The organism is Roseobacter insulae (assembly GCF_019375555.1).
Lineage (GTDB): Bacteria > Pseudomonadota > Alphaproteobacteria > Rhodobacterales > Rhodobacteraceae > Roseobacter > Roseobacter insulae.
This window is the reverse complement of record NZ_JAHXDN010000002.1, coordinates 724,134-745,647: the sequence shown is the minus strand read 5'-3', so window position 1 is coordinate 745,647 and position 21,514 is coordinate 724,134. Positions and strand designations below refer to the sequence as shown.

General features: G+C 62.0%; 24 protein-coding genes. 13 read left to right on the top strand and 11 right to left on the bottom strand.

What is annotated here, in order from left to right:
- Complete coding sequence (gene rsmA / locus KX928_RS09840) at positions 1-843, top strand: 16S rRNA (adenine(1518)-N(6)/adenine(1519)-N(6))-dimethyltransferase RsmA (RefSeq protein ID WP_219501528.1); 843 nt, start codon at positions 1-3, stop codon at positions 841-843.
- Between the two features lie 37 nt (positions 844-880).
- Here the strand turns inward: rsmA and KX928_RS09835 are convergent, their stop codons facing one another.
- The 3 genes from KX928_RS09835 to prfA all read right to left on the bottom strand — a co-directional run bounded on the left by KX928_RS09835 (position 881) and on the right by prfA (position 3,540).
- Positions 881-1,432 (bottom strand): DUF4167 domain-containing protein, encoded by a 552-nt coding sequence (locus KX928_RS09835; RefSeq protein ID WP_219501526.1) that lies wholly within the window; start codon positions 1,430-1,432, stop codon positions 881-883.
- Positions 1,433-1,654: 222 nt separating this feature from the next.
- Complete coding sequence (prmC, locus tag KX928_RS09830; protein ID WP_219502114.1) at positions 1,655-2,470, bottom strand: peptide chain release factor N(5)-glutamine methyltransferase; 816 nt, start codon at positions 2,468-2,470, stop codon at positions 1,655-1,657.
- Positions 2,471-2,484: 14 nt separating this feature from the next.
- Positions 2,485-3,540: a peptide chain release factor 1 gene (gene prfA, locus KX928_RS09825; protein ID WP_219501524.1), complete on the bottom strand. Its 1,056-nt coding sequence runs from the start codon at positions 3,538-3,540 to the stop codon at positions 2,485-2,487.
- A 61-nt stretch (positions 3,541-3,601) separates the two neighbouring features.
- Here prfA and KX928_RS09820 point away from each other — a divergent pair, with 61 nt between their 5' ends.
- Positions 3,602-3,889, top strand: a complete 288-nt coding sequence (locus KX928_RS09820) for a hypothetical protein (RefSeq protein ID WP_219501522.1) — start codon at positions 3,602-3,604, stop codon at positions 3,887-3,889.
- Here the strand turns inward: KX928_RS09820 and KX928_RS09815 are convergent.
- The 4 genes from KX928_RS09815 to KX928_RS09800 are packed head-to-tail and all read right to left on the bottom strand — an operon-like array spanning position 3,827 to position 7,382.
- Positions 3,827-4,234, bottom strand: a complete 408-nt coding sequence (locus KX928_RS09815) for a DUF1499 domain-containing protein (protein WP_219501520.1) — start codon at positions 4,232-4,234, stop codon at positions 3,827-3,829. The two genes, KX928_RS09820 and KX928_RS09815, sit on opposite strands and share 63 nt — an antisense overlap.
- Before the next feature lie 53 nt (positions 4,235-4,287).
- Complete coding sequence (speB, locus tag KX928_RS09810; protein WP_219501517.1) at positions 4,288-5,238, bottom strand: agmatinase; 951 nt, start codon at positions 5,236-5,238, stop codon at positions 4,288-4,290.
- Complete coding sequence (speB, locus tag KX928_RS09805; protein ID WP_219501515.1) at positions 5,235-6,209, bottom strand: agmatinase; 975 nt, start codon at positions 6,207-6,209, stop codon at positions 5,235-5,237. Before speB (KX928_RS09805) ends, speB (KX928_RS09810) begins: the two co-directional genes overlap by 4 nt.
- A gap of 3 nt (positions 6,210-6,212) precedes the next feature.
- The gene (locus KX928_RS09800) at positions 6,213-7,382 is read right to left on the bottom strand and encodes a M20 aminoacylase family protein (RefSeq protein WP_219501513.1); all 1,170 of its coding nucleotides are present in this window, start codon (positions 7,380-7,382) and stop codon (positions 6,213-6,215) included.
- 63 nt (positions 7,383-7,445) lie between these two features.
- Between KX928_RS09800 and mazG the strand changes: the two genes are divergently transcribed.
- A complete protein-coding gene (gene mazG, locus KX928_RS09795) occupies positions 7,446-8,264 on the top strand; it encodes a nucleoside triphosphate pyrophosphohydrolase (RefSeq protein ID WP_219501512.1) in 819 nt (272 codons plus the stop codon).
- On the opposite strand, the gene KX928_RS09790 is transcribed toward mazG, so the two are convergent.
- Positions 8,257-8,667, bottom strand: a complete 411-nt coding sequence (locus KX928_RS09790; RefSeq protein ID WP_219501510.1) for a hypothetical protein — start codon at positions 8,665-8,667, stop codon at positions 8,257-8,259. The two genes, mazG and KX928_RS09790, sit on opposite strands and share 8 nt — an antisense overlap.
- A gap of 85 nt (positions 8,668-8,752) precedes the next feature.
- Here KX928_RS09790 and KX928_RS09785 point away from each other — a divergent pair, with 85 nt between their 5' ends.
- The 3 genes from KX928_RS09785 to KX928_RS09775 all read left to right on the top strand — a co-directional run bounded on the left by KX928_RS09785 (position 8,753) and on the right by KX928_RS09775 (position 11,673).
- On the top strand, positions 8,753-9,694 hold the full coding sequence (locus KX928_RS09785) for a nucleoside hydrolase (RefSeq protein ID WP_219501508.1): 942 nt from the start codon (positions 8,753-8,755) through the stop codon (positions 9,692-9,694).
- Complete coding sequence (locus KX928_RS09780) at positions 9,691-10,140, top strand: GNAT family N-acetyltransferase (RefSeq protein ID WP_219501507.1); 450 nt, start codon at positions 9,691-9,693, stop codon at positions 10,138-10,140. Before KX928_RS09785 ends, KX928_RS09780 begins: the two co-directional genes overlap by 4 nt.
- A 120-nt stretch (positions 10,141-10,260) precedes the next feature.
- The gene (locus tag KX928_RS09775; protein WP_219501504.1) at positions 10,261-11,673 is read left to right on the top strand and encodes a protein adenylyltransferase SelO; all 1,413 of its coding nucleotides are present in this window, start codon (positions 10,261-10,263) and stop codon (positions 11,671-11,673) included.
- Positions 11,674-11,676: 3 nt separating this feature from the next.
- Here KX928_RS09775 and KX928_RS09770 read toward each other — a convergent pair whose 3' ends face one another.
- Positions 11,677-12,564 (bottom strand): DMT family transporter, encoded by an 888-nt coding sequence (locus KX928_RS09770; RefSeq protein WP_219501502.1) that lies wholly within the window; start codon positions 12,562-12,564, stop codon positions 11,677-11,679.
- A gap of 172 nt (positions 12,565-12,736) precedes the next feature.
- On the opposite strand from KX928_RS09770, the gene KX928_RS09765 reads away from it, so the two are divergent.
- A complete protein-coding gene (locus KX928_RS09765; RefSeq protein WP_257883652.1) occupies positions 12,737-13,549 on the top strand; it encodes a tellurite resistance TerB family protein in 813 nt (270 codons plus the stop codon).
- 47 nt (positions 13,550-13,596) lie between these two features.
- Here the strand turns inward: KX928_RS09765 and KX928_RS09760 are convergent, their stop codons facing one another.
- Positions 13,597-14,895, bottom strand: a complete 1,299-nt coding sequence (locus KX928_RS09760) for a DEAD/DEAH box helicase (RefSeq protein WP_219501498.1) — start codon at positions 14,893-14,895, stop codon at positions 13,597-13,599.
- 348 nt (positions 14,896-15,243) lie between these two features.
- Between KX928_RS09760 and KX928_RS09755 the strand changes: the two genes are divergently transcribed.
- The 6 genes from KX928_RS09755 (at position 15,244) to KX928_RS09730 (ending at position 20,417) form a co-directional block, all read left to right on the top strand.
- The gene (locus tag KX928_RS09755; RefSeq protein WP_219501497.1) at positions 15,244-15,657 is read left to right on the top strand and encodes a Fur family transcriptional regulator; all 414 of its coding nucleotides are present in this window, start codon (positions 15,244-15,246) and stop codon (positions 15,655-15,657) included.
- 18 nt (positions 15,658-15,675) lie between these two features.
- On the top strand, positions 15,676-16,389 hold the full coding sequence (locus KX928_RS09750) for an NYN domain-containing protein (RefSeq protein ID WP_219501495.1): 714 nt from the start codon (positions 15,676-15,678) through the stop codon (positions 16,387-16,389).
- A 211-nt stretch (positions 16,390-16,600) separates the two neighbouring features.
- Positions 16,601-17,449: a universal stress protein gene (locus KX928_RS09745; protein ID WP_219501493.1), complete on the top strand. Its 849-nt coding sequence runs from the start codon at positions 16,601-16,603 to the stop codon at positions 17,447-17,449.
- 247 nt (positions 17,450-17,696) lie between these two features.
- On the top strand, positions 17,697-18,569 hold the full coding sequence (locus KX928_RS09740) for a DMT family transporter (protein ID WP_219501491.1): 873 nt from the start codon (positions 17,697-17,699) through the stop codon (positions 18,567-18,569).
- Between the two features lie 61 nt (positions 18,570-18,630).
- A complete protein-coding gene (gene eno / locus KX928_RS09735) occupies positions 18,631-19,905 on the top strand; it encodes a phosphopyruvate hydratase (RefSeq protein WP_219501489.1) in 1,275 nt (424 codons plus the stop codon).
- Complete coding sequence (locus KX928_RS09730) at positions 19,905-20,417, top strand: GNAT family N-acetyltransferase (RefSeq protein ID WP_219501487.1); 513 nt, start codon at positions 19,905-19,907, stop codon at positions 20,415-20,417. Before eno ends, KX928_RS09730 begins: the two co-directional genes overlap by 1 nt.
- On the opposite strand, the gene KX928_RS09725 is transcribed toward KX928_RS09730, so the two are convergent.
- A complete protein-coding gene (locus tag KX928_RS09725; RefSeq protein ID WP_219501485.1) occupies positions 20,407-21,486 on the bottom strand; it encodes an NAD(P)/FAD-dependent oxidoreductase in 1,080 nt (359 codons plus the stop codon). The two genes, KX928_RS09730 and KX928_RS09725, sit on opposite strands and share 11 nt — an antisense overlap.
- Positions 21,487-21,514: the final 28 nt, after the last annotated feature.

Genomic DNA, 21,514 nt, shown 5'->3' with positions numbered 1-21,514 from the left:
GTGGCCACTATCGACACATTGCCGCCGCTGCGCGAGGTCATCCGGACCCACGATCTGCAGGCCCGGAAATCGATGGGACAGAACTTTCTGCTGGACCTGAACCTCACGGCCAAGATTGCGCGGCAGGCCGGTGATCTGACCAGCTGCGATGTCCTTGAAATCGGCCCGGGGCCGGGTGGCCTCACGCGCGGGCTGCTGTCCGAAGGCGCCCGTCATGTATTGGCCATTGAAAAGGACGCGCGGTGCCTGCCGGCGCTGGCCGAAATCGCGGCCGCCTACCCGGGGAAGGTGACCGTTCTGGAAGGCGACGCCCTCAGGATCGACCCCCTTGCCCATCTCACCCCGCCGATCCGGGTGGCGGCCAACCTGCCCTATAATGTCGGCACCGAATTGCTGGTGCGCTGGCTGACCCCTCAGCACTGGCCGCCGTTCTGGCAAAGCCTGACGCTGATGTTCCAACGCGAGGTGGCCGAGCGTATCGTGGCGCAGCCGGGCAGCAAAGCATACGGGCGTCTGGCCATCCTTGCGCAATGGCGCGCAGATGCCCGGATCGTACTGCAGTTGCCGCCCGAAGCCTTCACCCCCCCGCCCAAAGTATCAAGCAGCGTGGTGCATCTGGCGGCACTGCCTGAACCGCGGTACCCCGCGGACGCTGCCGTTCTGAGCCGCGTGGTCGCAGCAGCCTTCAACCAAAGGCGCAAGATGCTGCGGGCCGCCTTGAAGGGCATCGCGCCGGATATCGAAGACAGGTTGCTGGCCGCGGGGTTGAAACCAACCGACCGGGCAGAACAAGTACCGCTCGAAGGTTTCTGCGCCCTCGCCCGCAGAATCGCGCAGACATGAAAAACCCCGCCGGGTGCGGGGTTCTTGAAAAGACTGTTTACTCTGCCGCTTTCGGAGCGTCCCCGCCGCCCGGCGAGGCCTCGCCCGAGGGCGCGTCGCCCGGGGTGTCCGGTTTGGGCCGCGGTTTGCGGCGCGGCGCGCGTTTCGGTTTCGGCTGGCTTTCCGGCGTTTCAACCAGATTGCTGTCACCTTCCTGCACCGGCATGTCGGACTGCGGTGGCTGTTCGGCGGCCTGAGTCGCTTCGCGTTCCTGTCGCTCTGCCCGCTCGCGATCCCGCTCCGCCTGACGCTCGCGGTTCTGCCGCTCCTGCTCTTCGCGCCGCGCTTCGATCTCACGCTGCGCCTCGCTCAGCAGGCGGGTGTAATGCTCCGCATGTTGCTGGAAGTTCTCCGCGGCGACGCGGTCGTTGCTCAGCTGCGCATCGCGGGCAAGCTGATTGTATTTCTCGATAATCTGTTGCGGCGTGCCGCGCACTTTACCTTCCGGGCCCGAACTGTCGAACACGCGGTTAACAACGTTGCCGCCTTGATTGCCTTGGGATCGGTTGCGGTTGCTCTTCGAGCGGGACCGGGATCTCGATGATTTCATGAGGTTCGCTCAGCCTTCGTGCTGTGGATCGTAAAACCGGATGCGTATTACGCCGTAATCATTCCGGGGTGTCGATATGTTGGGCTTAACGCCGCGCGGGACCACCCTTCGGGGTATCCACCGCTGCAACAAGACTGAATAAGCATGGCACGCGGCCTGCTGCAAGAGGTAATACCGGATTTTACGCAGTTTTGCTGATTTTTCGTGTGAATTCAGTCTGCGTCAGCCTGGTTTTGAGGCGGATACAACCCTGTCGTGTCCTCCCAGATCAGGAAGAATCGCGACCTCGCCCCAACCCTGCGCAAGGAATATCTCCTTGACGTCCTGCCCCTGTTTCCAGCCGACTTCAACCAGAACGCGACCCTGCGCATTCAGGTAGCCCTGCGCTTCGGCGGCGATCACCCGGTAGGCGGACAATCCATCCCCCTCATCGGTCAGCGCCACACGTGGTTCATGATCACGCAGTTCGGGCTGCACCTCGTACATTTCCGCAGCCCCCAGATACGGCGGGTTCGACACGATCAGATCAAACCGGCCCTCGACCGCCTCAAACCAGTCGGACAAAACCACCTTCGCCCGGTCCGCCACCACGTGACGCGCCGCGTTAGCGCTTGCATGCAGACAGGCGGCTTCGCTGATATCGATACCGACACCCTGCGCATCCCGACGTTCCGCCAGTAACGTCACCAGGATGCAGCCCGACCCGGTCCCCAGATCAAGCACCCGCTCGAACGGCTCCGACAGGGCCACTTCGATCAAGGCTTCGGTTTCCGGACGCGGGTCCAGAACATCGCGGCTGATGTCGAAGGAACGCCCGTAAAACTCCCGCGCGCCAATCAGCTGTGACACCGGGACACGCACCGCACGCAGGGCAATCAGGTTGTCGTATCTTTCCGCAATTTCCGGCGCGATGTCTTCGGGCGCGATCAACGTCACGCGGGCGGCATCGACCTTGGCGGCATGCGCCAGCAGCACCCGCGCATCGCGGGCCGGGTCCGGCACACCTGCCGCCCGCAGCCGCGCCATCGCAGCAACCATGGCCTCGGCAGCCGTCACTGGCCCATCTCCGCCATCTGTCGCGCCTGCGCATCCGCGGTCAGCGCATCCACGACCTCATCAAGATCCCCCTGCATCACAGCATCCAGGCGATAGAGCGTCAGGTTGATACGATGATCGGTCATGCGCCCTTGCGGGAAATTATACGTCCGGATGCGCTCGGAGCGATCGCCGGAGCCCACCTGCGACGCCCGGTCGGCTGAGCGTTCGCTGTCCACGCGCTGGCGCTCCGCATCGTAGAGCCGCGCCTTGAGCACCTGCATCGCGATCTCGCGGTTGCGGTGTTGCGATTTCTCCGAACTGGTGACCACGATGCCGGTAGGCACATGGGTGATGCGGACGGCGGAATCCGTTGTATTCACGTGCTGACCGCCCGCGCCGGAAGAGCGCATCGTATCAATGCGCAGATCATTCGCGTCGATCTGAATGTCGACATCTTCGGCCTCCGGCAACACGGCAACGGTTGCCGCCGAGGTGTGAATGCGCCCGCCGCTTTCCGTGCTGGGCACGCGCTGCACCCGGTGCACACCGCTTTCGTATTTCAAGCGGGCAAAGACATCCTGCCCCTTGACATGGGCCACAACCTCCTTGATGCCGCCAAGCTCGGTTTCCTGCAGCTCTATGATGTCGAACTGCCAGTTCTGGGCTTCCGCATAGCGCTGGTACATGCGCAGCAGATCACCGGCGAAGAGCGCCGCCTCATCCCCGCCCGTGCCGGGGCGGATCTCCAGCATGGCGGGTTTTGCATCGGCTTTGTCCTTCGGCAGCAACGCCAGCTGCAACGCGGCCTCGGCATCCGGCAAGGCGGATTTGATCCGCGGGATCTCCTCCCGTGCCAGTTCTGCCATATCCGGGTCCGACAGCATCTCCTGCGCCGCGTTCAGATCGCGCTGCAATTGCTGATAGGCAGCGATCTGTTCGACCACAGGCCGCAGATCCGAATACTCCTTGGCCAGCGCCGCGATGTCCGCCGCAGGATCGCCGGCCGCCATCGCCGCCTCAAGATACTCAAAGCGGGCCGTGATCTGTTCTAATCTGTCGCGCGGGATCATGCTGTTCTGTCCAATATTGAAAGCCATTGGTCAAGAGCAGCGACCATGCTATTCTGATGATATGAAACGCTTAAGCTTCGTTCTTGTATGGCTTGCCCTGCCCGCCGTGGCCGACGTGACCAGCCCCAGCGGCAAAACTGTCGAATGCTACTGCACCGATAAATCCGGGGATCGTGTGGAACTCGGACAGACCATTTGCCTTCAGGTCGACGGCCGGATGTTCATGGCGCAATGCCAGATGTCCCTGAACGTACCGATGTGGCGCGAAGTGCAGCAGGGGTGCCTGTCATCCTCCCTCGACGGCGGCGATCAGCCCCTCCAGTCGTTTGGCGTTGACGCCCAGATCTGACACACCGAACCGCAGCCGCGCATGCATCCTGACCTCACCGTCACGCCTTTCAATCGTGGTCAGATCGGGGAACCCGAAAAACACCGAGCGGGTGACATAAGTCACATGTCCCGCCTCCACGCTGCCCGCCAGAACCGTCGTGCGGGGCAAGCGGAGCGCCGCCGCGGCGATCTGCCGGAAAAGAGCCTCATCCCCCGCCACAATCCGCACGGCGCCGCCCGCGTGTTCTTCGTCTGACGTGGCCTCTACCGGACGATGCCACCGCGCTGTGTCCAGAGGCGACAAGCGCACATAGGCCATCAGGGCCACGACCACCATGGCCAGAAAGAGCAATCCCGTCAGCATCCTGCGTCCCGTTCTCTGGTTCAAAAATATCCCCCGCGGAGCGTCCCGAAATATCAGCGATAAGCGACGCCCGGCAGAACGCACAACAACTCAAACAGGATGTTCGCCCCCACAAGCGCCGTGTTGCCCGTCGTGTCATAGGGCGGCGAAACCTCCACCAGATCACAGCCCACGATGTTCAGTCCCTTGAGGGCACGGATCATCTCCATCGCCTGAGCGGTGGTCAATCCGCCGATTTCCGGCGTGCCGGTACCGGGGGCAAAGGCCGGGTCGAGACTGTCGATATCGTAAGACACATAGACCGGGGTATCCGGACCGATGTCGCGGCGCACCTCGCTGCCCAGTGTCGACAGGCTGCGGTGCCACAATTCCTGTGCCGGGAATTGCTGAAATCCCCAGCCCTGCGCTTCGGTGAAGTCTTCGGCGGTATACCCGGTGCCGCGCAGGCCGATCTGATAGGTTTTCTCGGGCAGGATCAGGCCTTCCTCATATGCGCGCCGGAAAACCGTCCCATGGGTTTCGCGCTCGCCGAACATATCGTCGTTCACATCCGCATGCGCATCCACATGCACCAGCGCCATGGGCCCGTGCCGCCGGTGCATCGCGCGCAAAATCGGCAGGGTGATCGAGTGATCACCACCGATCGCCACGGGCATTGCATCGTAATTCAGGATCGCATCATAGCTCTGCTCGACGATCTTGAGGCTTTCGGACAACGAGAATGTATTGATCGCCAGATCGCCGATATCAGCCACCTGCAGGCTGTCGAAAGGGGCCGCACCGGTGCCCATATGATACGGTCGGATCATCGCACTTTGCGCACGCACCTCCTTGGGGCCGAACCGCGTGCCCGACCGCCATGACGTACCGATATCCATCGGAATCCCCAGAAAGGCGACATCCAACCCCTTGAGGTCGTTGACATAAGGCAAACGCATGAAACTGCCGGGGCCGGAAAACCGGGCCAGATCGTTGCCGCTGATCGGCTGGTTCTTCTGTTTCATCCCTGTCCCTCTTCGCGCATCCGCCAGCCCAGCAGGCTCAGGATTTCGGTGGCCACATGCGCCCCTGCGATGGCCGTGGCCCCGGTGGTATCAAAGGGCGGTGAGACCTCGACAACATCGCCTCCCCGGATATTGATACCGGCCAGATCGCGCAGCATCGTCGCGGCCTGCGCCGAGGTCAGCCCGCCCCAGACGGGTGTTCCGGTGCCCGGCGCATAAGCGGGGTCCAATGCGTCGATGTCAAAGCTCAGATAGCAGGGCCGGTTGCCCAGCACCGACCTGATCTTGCGCACGGCGGCACCCGCCCCTTTCTCGTGCACCTCGCGGGCGTCGATGATCGTGACGCCCAGCGTGTCCGCATTGCTTGTCCGGATGCCCACCTGCACCGAGCTTGCCGGATCGACAACACCCGATTTCACCGCCTTGTAGAACATCGTGCCATGATCCACGCGGCTCATATCGTCATCGACCCATGTATCGGTATGCGCATCAAACTGCAGCAAGCTGATCGGCCCGAATTTTTCCGCATAGGCCTTGAGGATGGGAAAGCTGATATAATGATCGCCGCCCAGCACAACGCTGGCTGCACCGGCATCGAGGATACCCTTTACGTGGGCTGTCAGCGCCGCAGGAAAAGCAGGCACATTGGCATAGTCGAACGCAAGGTCTCCATAGTCGATAATGCTGCGTTCGCTCAGCACATCATAGGGCCAGCCATAAGGAGGATCGGGGGCCTGCAGGGCGGAGGCCTCGCGGATTGCCCGCGGTCCCAGCCGCGTACCCGGCCTGTTGGTGACCGCCTGATCAAAAGGAACGCCGGTCACCGCGATATCAACTCCCGTCAGATCCTTGGTATACTTGCGGCGCAGAAAGGACAGCGCCCCGCCAAAGGTCAGCTCGAAGCTCGGCCCTTTCAGATCATCCCGCGTAAAGGCATGATCCATCTGGTTTTTTGCATCTTCCAGGGCCATGGATCAGGCCCCTGCAACCGGTTGCGCGCGTTCCACGATACGGGCGAAAAACGACGCCCCGATCGGGGCAATTTCGTCGTTGAAATTATACTGCGGATGATGCACCCCCGCACCGTCCCCCTGACCCAGCATCAGGTATGCCCCGGGCCGCGCCTCCAGCATGTAAGAAAAATCCTCCGCCCCCATCACCGGGGTGACCCGGTCGTCCACGCCGGCAATACCGGCCACGTCTGCCGCCACTTCCGCCGCGAAGCCTGCCTTCTCTGCGTCATTGACCGTGGGCGGGTAGCCAAATTCATACTGCAACCGCGCCTCCAGCCCGAAAGACGCGGCCTGACCGGCGATGACTTCCTCCATGCGCCTGACGACCATCGCCTGCACCTCCTTGTCGAAGGTACGCACGGTGCCGTTGATATAGGCCGTCTCCGGGATCACGTTATCGGTCGTGCCGGTGTGGATCTGGGTCGTGGAAACCACCAGCGTGTCCTTGGTATTGTGGTTGCGGCTCACGATGGTCTGCAGCGCCTGCACAATCGAACAGGCCGCGACAACCGGATCAATCGTGTCATAGGGCCGTGCCGCGTGGCCGCCTTTGCCGGTGATATGAATGTGAAACGTATCCGCTGCGGCCATGATCGGCCCCGGGGTCGTGTGAAACTTGCCGAAATCCTTGCCCGGCGCGTTGTGGATGGCATAGACCTGACCGATCCCGAACCGGTCCATGATACCTTCCTGCACCATGACCTCGCCACCGCCGCCGAACTCTTCAGCCGGTTGAAAGATCAGCGCAACCTGGCCCGCGAAATTCCGCGTCTCTGCGAGGTACTTCGCAGCGCCCAGCAACATCGCGGTATGCCCATCGTGGCCGCAGGCATGCATCCTGCCGGGATGTGTCGAGGCATAGTCCAGCCCGGTCTCCTCGGTGATCGGCAAGCCGTCCATATCGGCACGCAACCCGATGGTGGGGCCGTCGCCGCGCCCTTCGATGATCGCCACGATGCCTGTTTTCGCAATGCCCTCATGCAGCGCATCCACACCGAATTCACGCAACCGGTCGGCCACGTAAGCGGCGGTCTGATGGCATTCGAGACCAAGCTCGGGAATTGAATGCAGATGGTGCCGCCATTCCGCCATCTCAGTGCTCATGTCGGCGATCCGATTAACCACGGGCATGGGGTGGACTCCTTGTCGATTTGTTTGTCAGGTGCATGTGACACGACAGATGGGCGACCTGCAATGGCTGAAGACCTGATCCATGACCGTAATGCGGGAATCGAGCGCCTGCTGGAAATCATGCGCCGGCTGCGCGATCCGGGCACCGGATGCCCCTGGGACATCGAGCAGACGTTCGACACGATCGCCCCCTATACCATTGAAGAAGCTTATGAAGTCGCCGATGCTATTGCGCGGCGCGACTGGCCCGAGTTGGAGGGGGAACTGGGCGATCTGCTGCTGCAGACAATCTACCATACCGCGATGGGAGAGGAAGCGGGTCACTTCTCCTTTCACTCCGTCGTTACGGCAATTTCGGACAAGATGGTGGCGCGTCATCCGCATGTGTTCGGCGATGCATCCCGGGATAAATCCGCCGACCAACAGACCGCCGACTGGGAGGCGATCAAGGCCGAGGAACGGGCCGGCAAGGCGCAGCAAGGCACGCTGGACGGTGTTGCGATCGGGCTGCCTGCCCTGCTGCGCGCCCTGAAACTGCAAAAACGCGCGGCCCGTGTCGGGTTTGACTGGCCCTCCACAACCGAGGTGCTGGACAAGATTCAGGAGGAAGCGGCGGAACTGGTCGAGGCGCGCGATACGCTCTCGCCGTCGGAGATCGCCGAGGAGTTTGGCGATCTGCTCTTCGTGATGGCCAACCTGGGGCGGCATCTGGGGTTGGACCCGGAGGCGGCCCTGCGCGCCGCGAACGCCAAATTCACCCGCAGGTTCGAAGCGGTGGAGGCCCGGCTGGCGGCGGATGGAAAGGCGCCCTCAGACAGTGATCTCGCCGAAATGGACGCCCTTTGGAATGATGTGAAATCAGCCGAAAAACGCGTCAGGTGATCTCGACCGGAATCCCGCGCTGATGCAGCGCCCGGACAAAGCTTGATCTGGGCGGAATGTCGCTGCTGATCGCCTGAATCACTTCGCCTGAGTGCAGGTGCACTTCCATGTCACTGCCGTCGCGCCAGTCAATGAACCTGATCTTGGCAATGTCCTGAAGCAGCAATGCCTGCGGGTTTCGCCAGGCCGACAAAAGCAGCATGTCATTTGTCAGGCGCAGCCCGCTGATCGGATTTTTCAGCAGTAAATAGAGCACCATAGCCATGGACGGCATCCAGACCAGCCAGATGTACCAGGACGCGACTTCAGACGCGACAACCGCGAGCAGCAGGCCAACAACGGCCAGCGTCATCCATACCGAGGCTCTGCGCCCCGGCAGGCGATATTCGTAGGTTTCCGACACAGGTCCTGTCTACATCAGGAATGTGGCGGCTCTTTGGCCGGATTGCGCTCTGGACAATCATGGGAACGGGCGGCAAACAGGCGCAATGGCACAGCGAAAAATCATCATCGACACCGACCCCGGTCAGGACGACGCCGTTGCAATCCTTCTGGCCCTCGCAAGCCCGGAGGATATCGAGGTTCTGGGTATCACCTGTGTTGCCGGCAACGTCCCCCTTGAGCTCACATCGAAAAATGCGCGCATTGTCTGTGAGTTAGCGGGCAAAACTGATGTACAGATCTTTGCCGGGTGTGACCGTCCGTTGGGCCGTGATCTGGTCACGGCGGAGCATGTACACGGGAAAACCGGGCTGAACGGGCCGGTGCTTCCGGACCCTCGCATGCCGCTGCAGGAAACCCATGCGGTCGACTTCATCGTCGAGACGTTGCGCGCCGAGCCGCCGGGCACCGTGACGCTGTGCCCGCTGGGGCCGCTGACCAACATCGCGACCGCTTTGCAAAGGGCGCCGGATATTGCCGACCGCATTCAGGAGATCGTTCTGATGGGCGGGGCATACTTTGAGGTTGGCAACATCACACCCACCGCGGAGTTTAACATTTACGTCGACCCGCAAGCCGCTGAAATAACGTTTAAATCCGGCGCTCCGATCGTCGTGATGTCTTTGGATGTGACGCATAAGGCGCTTGTCACCCCCGACCGGAACACCGCGTTTCGCAATCTGGGAACTCCGGTCGGCAAGGCCGTTGCCGAGATGACCGATTTCTTTGAACGGTTCGACAAGGAGAAATACGGGTCAGACGGGGCCCCGCTGCATGACCCTTGCGTGACCGCCTACCTCATCCGACCAGAGCTTTTTGGCGGGCGCCGCATCAACGTTGAGATCGAAACACAATCAGAATTGACAATGGGCATGACCGTCGCCGACTGGTGGGGCGTCACCGACCGGCCCGCCAATGCGCTTTTTATGCGAGATATCGATGCGGATGGGTTCTTTTCCTTGCTCACAGAACGTCTGGCACGGCTATGAGCGCCGCCCTGACCCTGGCCACTCCCGAGCATCTGGACCGTCTCGATGCGCTCATCACCGCCTGTCACCAGGAGATCGGCATTTCCCTGGCCCCCGAAGCGCGCCGTGCGGGCGTGTTGCCCCTGCTTGAAGGATCGCCCCACGGGGTTGTTTACCTGATCGGGCCGCCGCGGGCGCCCATCGGATATGTCGTGATCACTTTTGGCTGGTCGGTCGAGTTTGGCGGGTTGGATGGTTTCGTCGATGAATTCTACGTGCGTCCGGGCGTGCGCGGGCGCGGGATCGCCTCGGAGACGTTGCAAACCCTGCCCCGCGCCCTCGCGGCGGCCGGTCTCAAAGCGCTGCATCTCGAAGTTGATCGCGATGCCGATAAAACCCAACGTCTATATGCGCGCGCCGGGTTTGCCGCGCGGCCCAAATACATGCTGATGAGCCGAAGCTTCTAAAACTTTGCAAAGCTTTGCCAACCGATTTGCAAAGCACCTGAAGGCTTTGCATACACGTTCAATAACTTTGCAAAGCGGTGATCACTGGTATGCACGGCATCAAGCCTCTATATCTGCTTCATGACTTTTGCAGCCTCCTTCGACAACAGCTACGCGCGCCTGCCCGCAGCCTTTTACACGCGGCTTGATCCGGTTCCGGTTACGGCACCTAAACTTTTGGCCTACAACGAAAAATTAGGGGGAATACTCGGCTTGCCCCACGCCTCCGACGCAGAGCGGGCGGTCATATTCTCCGGATCCGCTGTCCCGGACGGGGCCGCGCCGCTTGCGCAGCTCTATGCGGGCCATCAGTTTGGCAGTTTCAATCCGCAACTGGGCGACGGGCGGGCGATCCTGTTGGGCGAAACTGTCGGAACGGACGGACACCGCAGGGATATTCAGCTGAAAGGCTCCGGGCCGACCCCCTATTCGCGTATGGGTGACGGGCGTGCCTGGCTGGGTCCGGTGCTGCGCGAATACGTGGTATCCGAGGCCATGCACGCGTTGGGCATCCCCACAACCCGCGCGCTCGCCGCGACGCTGACCGGAGAAGACGTGATCCGCGAAACGGTGCTCCCCGGCGCGGTTTTCACTCGTGTTGCCGCCAGCCATCTGCGGGTCGGCACTTTCCAGGTTTTTGCACATCGCGGTCAGAAGGCAGAATTAAAGCAGCTCACCGACTACGCCATCGACCGGCATTACCCGGATGCGCAAACCCCGATGGATTTGTTGGGCGCGGTCTGTGCCGCCCAGGCCGATCTGATCGCCGCCTGGATGTCCGTGGGCTTCATCCACGGCGTGATGAACACTGACAACTGCACGATTTCCGGCGAAACAATCGACTACGGGCCTTGCGCTTTTCTCGACGATTATCATGCGGATACGGTGTTCAGCTCAATCGATCAGACAGGCCGCTACGCCTATTCCAACCAGCCGCGCATCGTGGTGTGGAACATGGCGCAATTTGCCACGTCGTTGATCCAGCAATACGACGACCCTGCGGCCGCGATCGAGGAGGCAACAGAGATCGTGCACGCCATGCCGGGCCAGATTGAAAACGGATGGCGCAGAAAGTTCGGCGCGAAAATCGGCCTTGCCACCCCGCAACCGGACGACAGCAGGCTGATCGAAGACCTGCTTGGACTGATGCAGGCTGACGGAGCTGACTTCACCAACACCTTCGACGCTCTGGCCCGCGGTGCCGCGCGGGATCAGTTTGTCGACCGCGACGCTTTCGACGCCTGGGAAGAGACGTGGCGTGCCCGATTGCAAACGGAGCGCGCACCCGAAGAAGTTATGCAAACTGCCTCACCCCGGATCGTTCCGCGCAATCACCGCATCGAAGAGATGATCACTGCGGCAGTCGCGGGAGATTACGCGCCGTTTGACAGGCTGATTGCGGCCTTCTCCGACCCGTTCGGGACAGCTGACCTGGATCTCATGCGCCCGCCGACCAAGGCCCAGCGGGTCGCGGCGACCTTTTGCGGCACCTGACGCTCACACCGATCTGGGCCGACGGTTGATCAGGTAAATCCCGGCGGCGACCAGAAAAAGCGCCATCCAGACTTTGGGACCCACGTCTTCGTTCAGCAGCAACCACCCCAGAATCACCGCGAAGACCGGCGACAGGAAACTGAAGGAAGCCACGGAGGACGCAGGGTACATGGACAACAACCAGAACCACGCCAGAAATCCCAGGCTGGCCACGGCAATGATCTGAAACAACAAGCCCGCGATGTGCACGGGCTGCAGATCGCGAATGAAATCGCCCAGAACTGCGGCAGCCAGCAGCAACAGCGGTGCAGAGACGACAACCTGAAACATCAACTGCTGCGCCGGTGGCACCCGGTTCAGGGGTGTGATCTTGACACAAAGCGCGATGCCCGCCCAGCACAGCGCCGAGGTGAGCGCCAATATGTCACCCGCAAGGCTCGCGGTGGTGTCGCTGCGATCCAGCAGGGCCAGCGCCACGCCGCTCATCGCCAGGACAAGGCCCGCCATGCGCAGCCCCGTCATCCGGTCTGACGGGATCACGAAATGGCTCGCAATCGCCAGCCAGACGGGCATGGAATAGAAGATGACCGATGCACGGCTGACCGTGGTGAAGTCGAGAGCGGAGAAAAGGCACATGAATTCAAGGGCAAAGAGGGTGCCGCTAAAGATCCCGGCCGGGATGGCGTCCCGTGGCACGGTCAGGCTGACGCCGCGTAGCCGCATCCAGATCAGCAGCACCACCACGGCCCCCGTGGACCGCAACCCGGCTGCAAACACCGGGCCAAAGCCGCCGTTCGTCCACTTGATCACCACCTGATTGAACGCAAGATGCAGCGCGAAGGCGACGAGGGCGACGGCCCCGAAGGCATCCATGTGAGACTTGCGTTCCATGCCTCACTTGTGGATGCCGACCGGACATTGTCAATCGCCGGTCACCTCTTCTTTGGGCACGCATCCAGCGAAAAGGTGCCGTTCACGGATAATTCCCCTTACGCGGCGGGCAATTGATGCCACACTGCGCGAATATCAAGTGACCATGTGGGGGTATTTCGAAATGAGTTTGATGAAAACACTGGCAAAAGTCGCCATCGGCGTGGCCGTGGCCAAAGGCGCGCAGAGCATGATGAAGGGCAGCGGCGGCGGGTTGGGTGGCCTCGTGCGCGATGCCGCCGGGCGCGCGGGAAGCGGCCAGTCATTTGGCGGCCAGCAGTCGCGCCAAGGCGGCGCAGGGTTGCAGGAGATGCTGGGCGGTCTGCTCGGAGGCAGCACCGGGGCAGGATCAGCCGGCGGATCGCCCGCCGGTCTGGGCGGATTGCTGGAAAGCCTTGGTGGCGGCAAAGCCGGCGGCTTGCAGGACATGTTGTCCGGGCTGGCCAGCAGCGCCGGAGCGGGTGGGTTGCTTGGCGCGTTGAGCGGGCGCGCGCAGCAACGCCCACAGACCGGCAAAGCCAGCTTTGGCGAGGTCTTGAACTCTGCCTTCGACGCAACGCCGCAACCCGAGATCGAGCCCAGTGGAGATCAGGAAGCCGCCGCCGCGCTGATGCTGCGCGCCATGATCCAGGCGGCAAAATCCGATGGCACGCTTGACGATGCCGAACGCGAAAAACTGCTGGGGCACCTGGGGGATGATGTAGACGCCGAAGAAGCGGCGTTCGTGCAAAACGAACTCAGCGCGCCTGTCGATGTAGACGCCTTGGTCGCACAGACCCCGGCGGGCATGGAACAGCAGGTCTATGCCGTTTCCGTTCTTGGCATTGACCTGGACGCGCAATCCGAAGCCGAATACCTCCACAGGCTGGCCAAGGGCTACGGCATGGATGCGCAATCCGTGAACGATATTCACCAACAGCTCGGGGTGCCATCGCTGTATACCTGACGGGTCGGGGCAGAGCGTTGACGCCGCCCCGGATCTTCACCATGCCGTCAGGCGGCGCGCTGTCCGCCCGGTTTGCCACCGCGACGCCGGCGACGGCCACCACCGGACTTCTTGCCTTGTGGCGGGGTGCCGCCGGTGGCGTTGCCGCCCTGTGGGCGCCCGCTGCGGCCGCGACCACGGCCCTTAGGCTTGGTCCCTTCGGGTATGTCGATCGCTTCCCAGGGCCTGCCTGAGCCAACCGGGATGCTGATGCCCATGGTCTTCTGAATGGCTTTCAATTCACCCATTTCGTCCGGGGCGCAAAAAGCGATCGCAGCGCCATCCTTGCCCGCCCGCGCCGTCCGCCCGATGCGGTGCACATAGTTGTCCGGCACGTTGGGCAGATCGTAGTTGTAGACATGTTTCACGTCCGGAATATCCAGACCGCGCGCCGCCACATCCGTGGCCACCAGCACCTTGATCTCGCCGGATTTGAACGCGGCGATTGCCCGGTCGCGCTGACCCTGGCTCTTGTTGCCGTGGATTGACACGGCCGCATAGCCCGCCTTCACCAGCGTCTTCATCAGCTTTTCCGACCCGTGTTTGGTGCGGCCGAAGACCAGCGCCCGCTCGTCGCGATGCTTGTCCAGCATCTCGATCAGCAGGCCGGCCTTTTCCGATTTGGCAATGAAATGCACCTCCTGCGTCACCTTGTCCGCGGCCTTGCCGGGCGGCGAGACTTCGACCCGCACGGGGCTGCGCAGGTAGCTCTGGGCCAGTTCGTTCATCTGCTTGGGCATCGTGGCCGAAAACAGCATCGTCTGGCGCTCTTTCGGGATCACGCTCGCAATCTTGCGCAGATCGTGAATGAAGCCCATGTCGAGCATCTGGTCCGCCTCGTCGAGCACGAGGAACACCGCCTCTTCCAACCGCACAGCGCGCCGGTCCATCAGGTCGAGCAACCGACCCGGTGTCGCCACCAGCAGGTCCACACCGCGCTCCAGCCGCTTGATCTGGTTGTTGATGGATTGCCCGCCCACAACCATGGCGACCTTCACCGGCGTATTCTCGGCAAAGGCGCGCAGATTCACGCTGATCTGCGTGGCAAGCTCGCGGGTTGGCGCCAGTACGAGACCACGCACCGATCTGGGCGCAGGACGTCCCTCCAGCTCCAGCATCTGGGCCACCAGCGGCACGCCGAAGGCCGCGGTCTTGCCGGTGCCGGTCTGCGCCAGCCCCATCACGTCGCGGCCGTTCAGCGCATAGGGGATCGCCTGCTTCTGGATCGGGGTCGGGTCTTTCAGACCCATTGCATTCAGACGCGCCACCAGCTTGGTGGGCAGGTCCATCATATCAAAATCGCTCATTCATTTCTTTCCGGCGCACCGCACAGGGCACGCAAACATTCTTTGCCATGCCGCTGAGGGCACCGCTTGGGACACGCGAAACGGATCGCAAATGCCAAACCTGATGTCGGCATCTGTCCGCAGCGCTTGGACCCACGCGTGATTTTGGGAACATCGGCGGGCCTTTTTGAAACTGGCGCACCTGGCGGGGGTGTCCCCGGGCGCTCATCACTGCTCACGCGGCAGAAGGCTTCGCTTGAAGTGCACATGGGGCTTTATTGCCGGGAAGTCAACAGAAGCTTCAAAACGCGTCTGGCAGCGCTGCGGATTTGCCGCTACACCTGCAAGCCACGATTCACGGGTATGCGCATGAGCAATTCCATCATCAAACGCTGCGAGGACAAGGGCCTGCGCATGACGGGCCAGCGCCGTGTCATCGCCACCGTTCTCGAAGACAGCGCGGATCACCCGGATGTGGAAGAACTCTATGCGCGTGCCTCGGCCATCGACGCCGGCATTTCCATCGCAACGGTGTACCGGACGGTGAAACTGTTTGAAGAGGCGGGCATTCTCGACAAGCTGGAATTCGGCGACGGGCGTGCCAGATATGAAGACGCGGAGCGCGATCACCACGATCACCTCATCGACATGAATTCCGGCGAGGTCATCGAGTTCGTGGATGCCGAGATCGAGGAACTGCAGGACCGGATCGCGCGGAAACTGGGGTACGAGCTGCGCGGGCACCGGCTGGAGCTTTACGGCGTGCCCCTGAAAAAGGGCTGACGCCCGGACAGGATGACGATGACAACCCGCGACAGACCGCTGCTTGCCGTATTGGTGGACGCAGACAACGTGCCCGCAAAATACGCCGATGCCATTTTGAACGAGGTCAAGCTGATCGGGGAACCGGCGCTGCGGCGGGTCTACGGCGACTGGTCAAGCGGGCGGCTCAGCGACTGGGCGAAAAACATCAAGAACCTGGGGCTGGTAGCGCATCAGGAGACCGCGAATACCCGGGGAAAGAATGCCTCTGACATCGGGTTGGTCATCGACGCCATGGACATCCTGCACGCCCGCCGCTTCGACGGCTTCGTGCTGGTCTCCTCTGACAGCGATTTCACGGCACTCGCCAACCGCTTGCGCGAGGATGGCTTGATGGTTGTCGGCATCGGCGAGGAAAAAGCCCCCGAATCCCTGCGCAACGTCTGCAATCGTTTCATCCTGATCGAGAACCTGATGCGGGACCCGGAGGACAAGGGCGAGCGCCGCCCGAAGGTGCCAAAACAGGACCTCAATCACGCCTTCCGGCGGATCAGCGACGCGATGAAGCATATCGATCAGGACGACGACTGGTACAACCTCTCCCAGATCAAGAATGCGATCATGGATGCGCATTCCGATTTTGACCAGCGCAGCTACGGCCACACCAAGTTCAGCGGGCTGGTCAATGCGCTGTCCGACAGGCTGGAGACGAGGATGCAAGGCAAGACCGTTTTCGTGCGCCTGAAAACCTGAGCACCTTATCCGTGCCGGGGCTGTCTTACGTATCGCAGGGGTTATCCGCAAGCAGGCGCACGGGGTCACCTGCCCCGCCATTGCAGGTCACCGGTTGATATAAATCAACGCGGCCTATGCCCGCCCGACCTAGGGTGCGGAGCCAGGATCACCGGCACCGGCATGTCACGGTCTGCCCCCCGTGCACGCGCAACCCTTCGGAGCGATGTGAATGAAGAACATCCTTGTAGCCACGGATCTGTCGGAGCGTTCGGACCGGGCCGTGGATCGCGCGGCACTGATCGCAAAACAGATGAACGCGATGCTCCACATCGTCTACGTGGTGGATGACGAGGTCACATCGACAATCGCGCTGGCCTGCGAGGAAAACGCGACCCTCGAACTGCAACGGCAGATCAAGGAAGGCCCGCTGTTTCAGGGCGTGCAAACCAGCATTCATGTCGAATTCGGGCATACCTGGAAAATGATTACCAAGCTGGCCGAGGAACAAGAGGTGGATCTGGTGGTGCTGGGCACGCATCGTAATCGGGGCATCCGCGACCTCTTCACCGGCACGACCCTGCACCGGATCGCCAGAACCTGCCCTGCGCCTTTTCTCATTGCCGCGGAACGCGCCACGCATGCCTATGCGAATGTCTTTGTTGGCGTCGATTTCTCCGACTGCGCGCGCAACGCCACGCAGATTGCCGCCCGCATCGCGCCGGGTCAGCCCCTGACCCTCGTGCATGCCTATCACATTCCGTTCAAGGCGCTCACCATGCATGTGGATGAACATGGTGACATCGCGATCCGGGAACGACGCAGGATCGAAGCGGAAATTGACGAGCAGATGACCAGGTTCATCGCGTCGCTGGAAAACGTGCAACCAGCGCCGAATTTCATCGTCAAGGAAGGTGGCGCTGTCCCGGTTCTGCAGGCCGAGGTCACGGCGGGCAAGGCGGACCTCGTTTGCATTGGCTCACACAGCAAGCCGTGGCTTGTCGAGGCGCTGCTGGGCAATAACGCGATGGAAGTGATGTCACACCCGCCTTGTGACGTCCTCGTGGCGCCATTGCGCTGACCCATCCTTCTTGCGTAAACAACTTTGTTTCGATGCACGTCGCAGATGTCCGTGCCTGACGGGGTGCCTGGCCCTGGTGCCTGCCGCAACGGGAGCGAGCTGATTTCACCCATTGCCCATGCTGCGCGAGGGACCGGCGCGCGTGATCCCGCACCATTCAATCCACCCTGCCCGCCCTTGACCTTCAGTGTCGTATCTGGGAAGCGGAACAGACCACCTTTTGCGGCACCCCGAAGGACACCCTCACATGGAAAACCTGCGCGGCGCAGCCTTCATGGTGCTGGCGATGCTTGGCTTCGCGATCGAGGATATGCTGATCAAATTCATGGCCAGCGCGCTGCCGGTTGGTCAGATCATCGGAATGCTGGGGGTGGGCAGCGCGCTCATCGCGGCGGGTATTCTTGTTGCGCAGGGGCAGCGGCTCTTCGCCCGCGCGATGTGGACCCCGGTCATCTTGCTGCGCGCCCTGGGCGAGTTGATCGGCACCATGGGGTTCGTCACAGCCATCGCCCTGACCCCCTTGTCCTCCGCCTCCGCCATTCTTCAGGCCACGCCGCTTTTCGTGACGCTGGGCGCGGCCGTGTTTTTGCAAGAGGCAGTCGGCTGGCGTCGCTGGTCGGCAATTCTGGTTGGGTTCCTGGGTGTCGTGTTGATTATCCGCCCCGGCATGGAGGGTTTCAGCTGGCTGTCACTCTTCGCGCTTCAGGGCGTTGTGGGCCTTGGCATTCGCGATCTCGCCACCCGGCGTGTGTCGGCGGAAACATCCTCCATGCAATTGAGTTTCCTCGCCTTTCTTGTGCTGATCCCCGCAGCGGGATTGCTGACGTGGATCAACGGCACCTCGCTCGTGCCCCCGTCTGCGACACATTGGATCTATTTTTCCATCGCCCTCCTGATCGGGATCGCCGCCTATTACGGGATTGTCGTGGCGATGCGCATCGGCGACGTGAGTTTCGTGACCCCCTTCCGGTATTCCCGCATCATCTTTGCGCTTGTGGTTGGGGTTTTCGTCTTCGGTGAGGCCCCCGATGCGATGACCCTGCTCGGGGCCGCCATCATCATGATGTCGGGGCTTTACACCCTGTGGCGTGAAAGGAATGTTCGCGCTAACACCGCCTAAGGGTTCCCATAGGTCGCGCATGCCGCTATGACGCGGGCAACAGTGATCAAAGGAGCCTGACATGAGCACCATTATCGACATCCACGCCCGCGAAATTCTCGACAGCCGTGGCAACCCGACGGTCGAGGTCGATGTGATCCTCGAGGACGGCACAATGGGTCGGGCAGCCGTTCCCTCCGGCGCCTCCACCGGGGCTTACGAGGCCGTCGAGCGCCGCGATGGTGATAAATCCCGCTACATGGGCAAGGGTGTTCTGGAAGCCTGCGCGGCAGTCAACGGCGAAATCGCCGAGGCGCTGGTTGGCATAGATGCCACCGAACAGGTGGACATCGACACCACGATGATCGAACTGGACGGCACCGATAACAAGGGCCGGCTCGGCGCAAACGCGATCCTCGGTGTCTCTATGGCCGCCGCCAAGGCCGCGGCGGATTACTGCACGCAACCGCTTTATCGCTATGTCGGCGGTACCTCCGCCCGGGTGCTGCCGGTTCCGATGATGAACATCATCAACGGCGGTGAACATGCGGACAACCCGATCGATATTCAGGAATTCATGATTATGCCGGTTGCCGCCGACAACATCCGCGACGCGGTGCGCATGGGGTCGGAAGTGTTTCACACCCTGAAAAAAGAACTGTCGGCGGCAGGGCTTTCAACCGGTATCGGCGACGAGGGCGGCTTTGCTCCCAACATCAGCTCCACCCGGGACGCCCTTGATTTCATTTTGAAATCTGTCGAGAAAGCGGGCTACAGGCCGGGTGAGGACATTTATCTCGCGATGGATTGCGCGGCGACAGAATACTACAAGGATGGCACCTACGTGCTGTCCGGCGAAGGCAAGACCCTGAGCTCGGAGGAAAACGTCGATTACCTCAGGTCGCTGGTCGCGGACTATCCCATCATCTCCATCGAAGACGGCATGTCTGAAGACGACTGGGATGGCTGGAAAGCGCTGACCGATGCACTGGGCGACAAGGTGCAACTGGTCGGTGACGACCTCTTTGTCACCAACCCGGCCCGCCTGGCCATGGGCATTGAACGCGGGTCCGCAAACTCCATGCTGGTAAAAGTGAACCAGATAGGAAGCTTGACCGAAACTCTTAAAGCAGTTGATATGGCCCACCGCGCCGGGTTCACCAATGTGATGTCGCACCGGTCCGGTGAAACCGAAGACGCTACGATCGCGGATCTGGCCGTTGCAACGAATTGCGGTCAGATCAAGACCGGCTCGCTGGCGCGGTCCGACCGGCTGGCCAAGTACAACCAGTTGATCCGCATCGAAGAGGCCTTGGGCGAAACGGCGGAATACGCCGGACGGTCCATCCTGCGTTGATGGCTGGCTTGCGCGTCCGCGCGGCCGAAATGCCGCGCGATCTGCCTGTCGTTCAGGAGCTCTGCTGGGAATACCGTGACTACCTGCTGAATTTCAGCACGGAGATGAACCACTTGGTGGAGGCATTCTATCCCTATGATGCCTACGCTGCGCTGATGGCGGATTTGCCGACCAGGCATGCGCGTCCGCAGGGCATCATCCTACTTGCTGACCTCGAGGGTGTGGCAGTGGGCTGTGGCATGTACCACCCGCTGACCCCGTCGGATGCGGAAATCAAACGGGTGTTCGTCCGCGAGACGGCGCGCGGAACCGGGGCGGGGTTTCACCTGTCCCGGGCGCTCATCGAACAGGCGCGCGCGGATGGCTATAAACGTATCTTTCTGGACACGAACAAGGATTTCGTGGCCGCACGCAAGCTCTACGAAAAGCTGGGGTTCAGCAATCGGGGGCCTTATTCGGAGCTGCCGCCCGGCACCGCGGCGTTGATGGCGTTTTACGAAATCACCCTGTGAACCGCTGGGGCCGGTAGGGTGTCAGCAGCGCGGATTGCACGTTCGTCAGCGCAGCGCCCATGATTTCCGCCGCGGCCAGTTCCGCCGCCAGAGGCGCCAGCGTGGCACCCGAATGCATCGTCATGACGTAAAGCCCCGCAGGCCCGCAGGCGCCGATCACTGGCAAACCATCCGCGGGCACCGGGCGATAGGCGCGGGTGATCTCTTCCCAGCGCAGATCCCTGCCCAGCAGCGCGCGCAACCGGATCATCGCACGATCCGCAAGACGGTCAGGCGTTTGCGTGATCCGATCAGCCGTGTCGCCTTGGTGGTGCGCCGCGGTGGGCGCGAGGAAATGCCCGCGCGGTGTTTGACGCAGCTCCTGCCCGGGCGCGACCAGAACGTGACGCACCAGCGGCGGCATAGGATCCGACCGCAGGATCAGGCCCGGCCGGTCAAGCATGGGCACGTGCAGGCCGACATTCCGTAACAGTCCCTGGGTGGCGACGCCTGCGGCCACAACGACCTGATCTGCCGTCAACACGCCGGTATCCGTTTCCACTCCCGTCACGGCATTGCCTTGCGTGACAAACCCGCTGGCGGCAACCCCGGTGATCACCTGCACGTGACGGGCGGCGCAGGCGCGCAGGGCGTCGCGTGCCAAGGTCACAAGATCAACCGCGCCCTCGCTGGTGAAATGCAGCGCCCGCTCCGGCGCGGAGACATGTGGCTCCAGCGCCGCAAAGTCTTTCGCGTCGATCTCCTGCACCGCATACCCAAGCTCTTTCAGGGTGTTGCGCTGATCGTCAAAAGCATCCCCCTGCGCGTCCCAGCACAATGTGCCCGGCCATCGCACCGCCCGGCTGTCGAGGTCTGTCGCCAGACGCCGATGCGCATCGATCCCAGCGGCGCGCAGCCGAAAATGATCGGCATCCTCGAAGAAACTCGCATTGATCCATCCGAAGGACGCGCCCGAGGCAGCCGAGACCGGGTGCCCGGCCTCCAGCACCGTCACCGACGCACCGGCTGCCGCCAGACGATAGGCGGTCAGCGTGCCAACGATACCCGCGCCGATGACGATGATTTTCATGCCGGTTCCCTCTTGGCCCGCCCCTGCG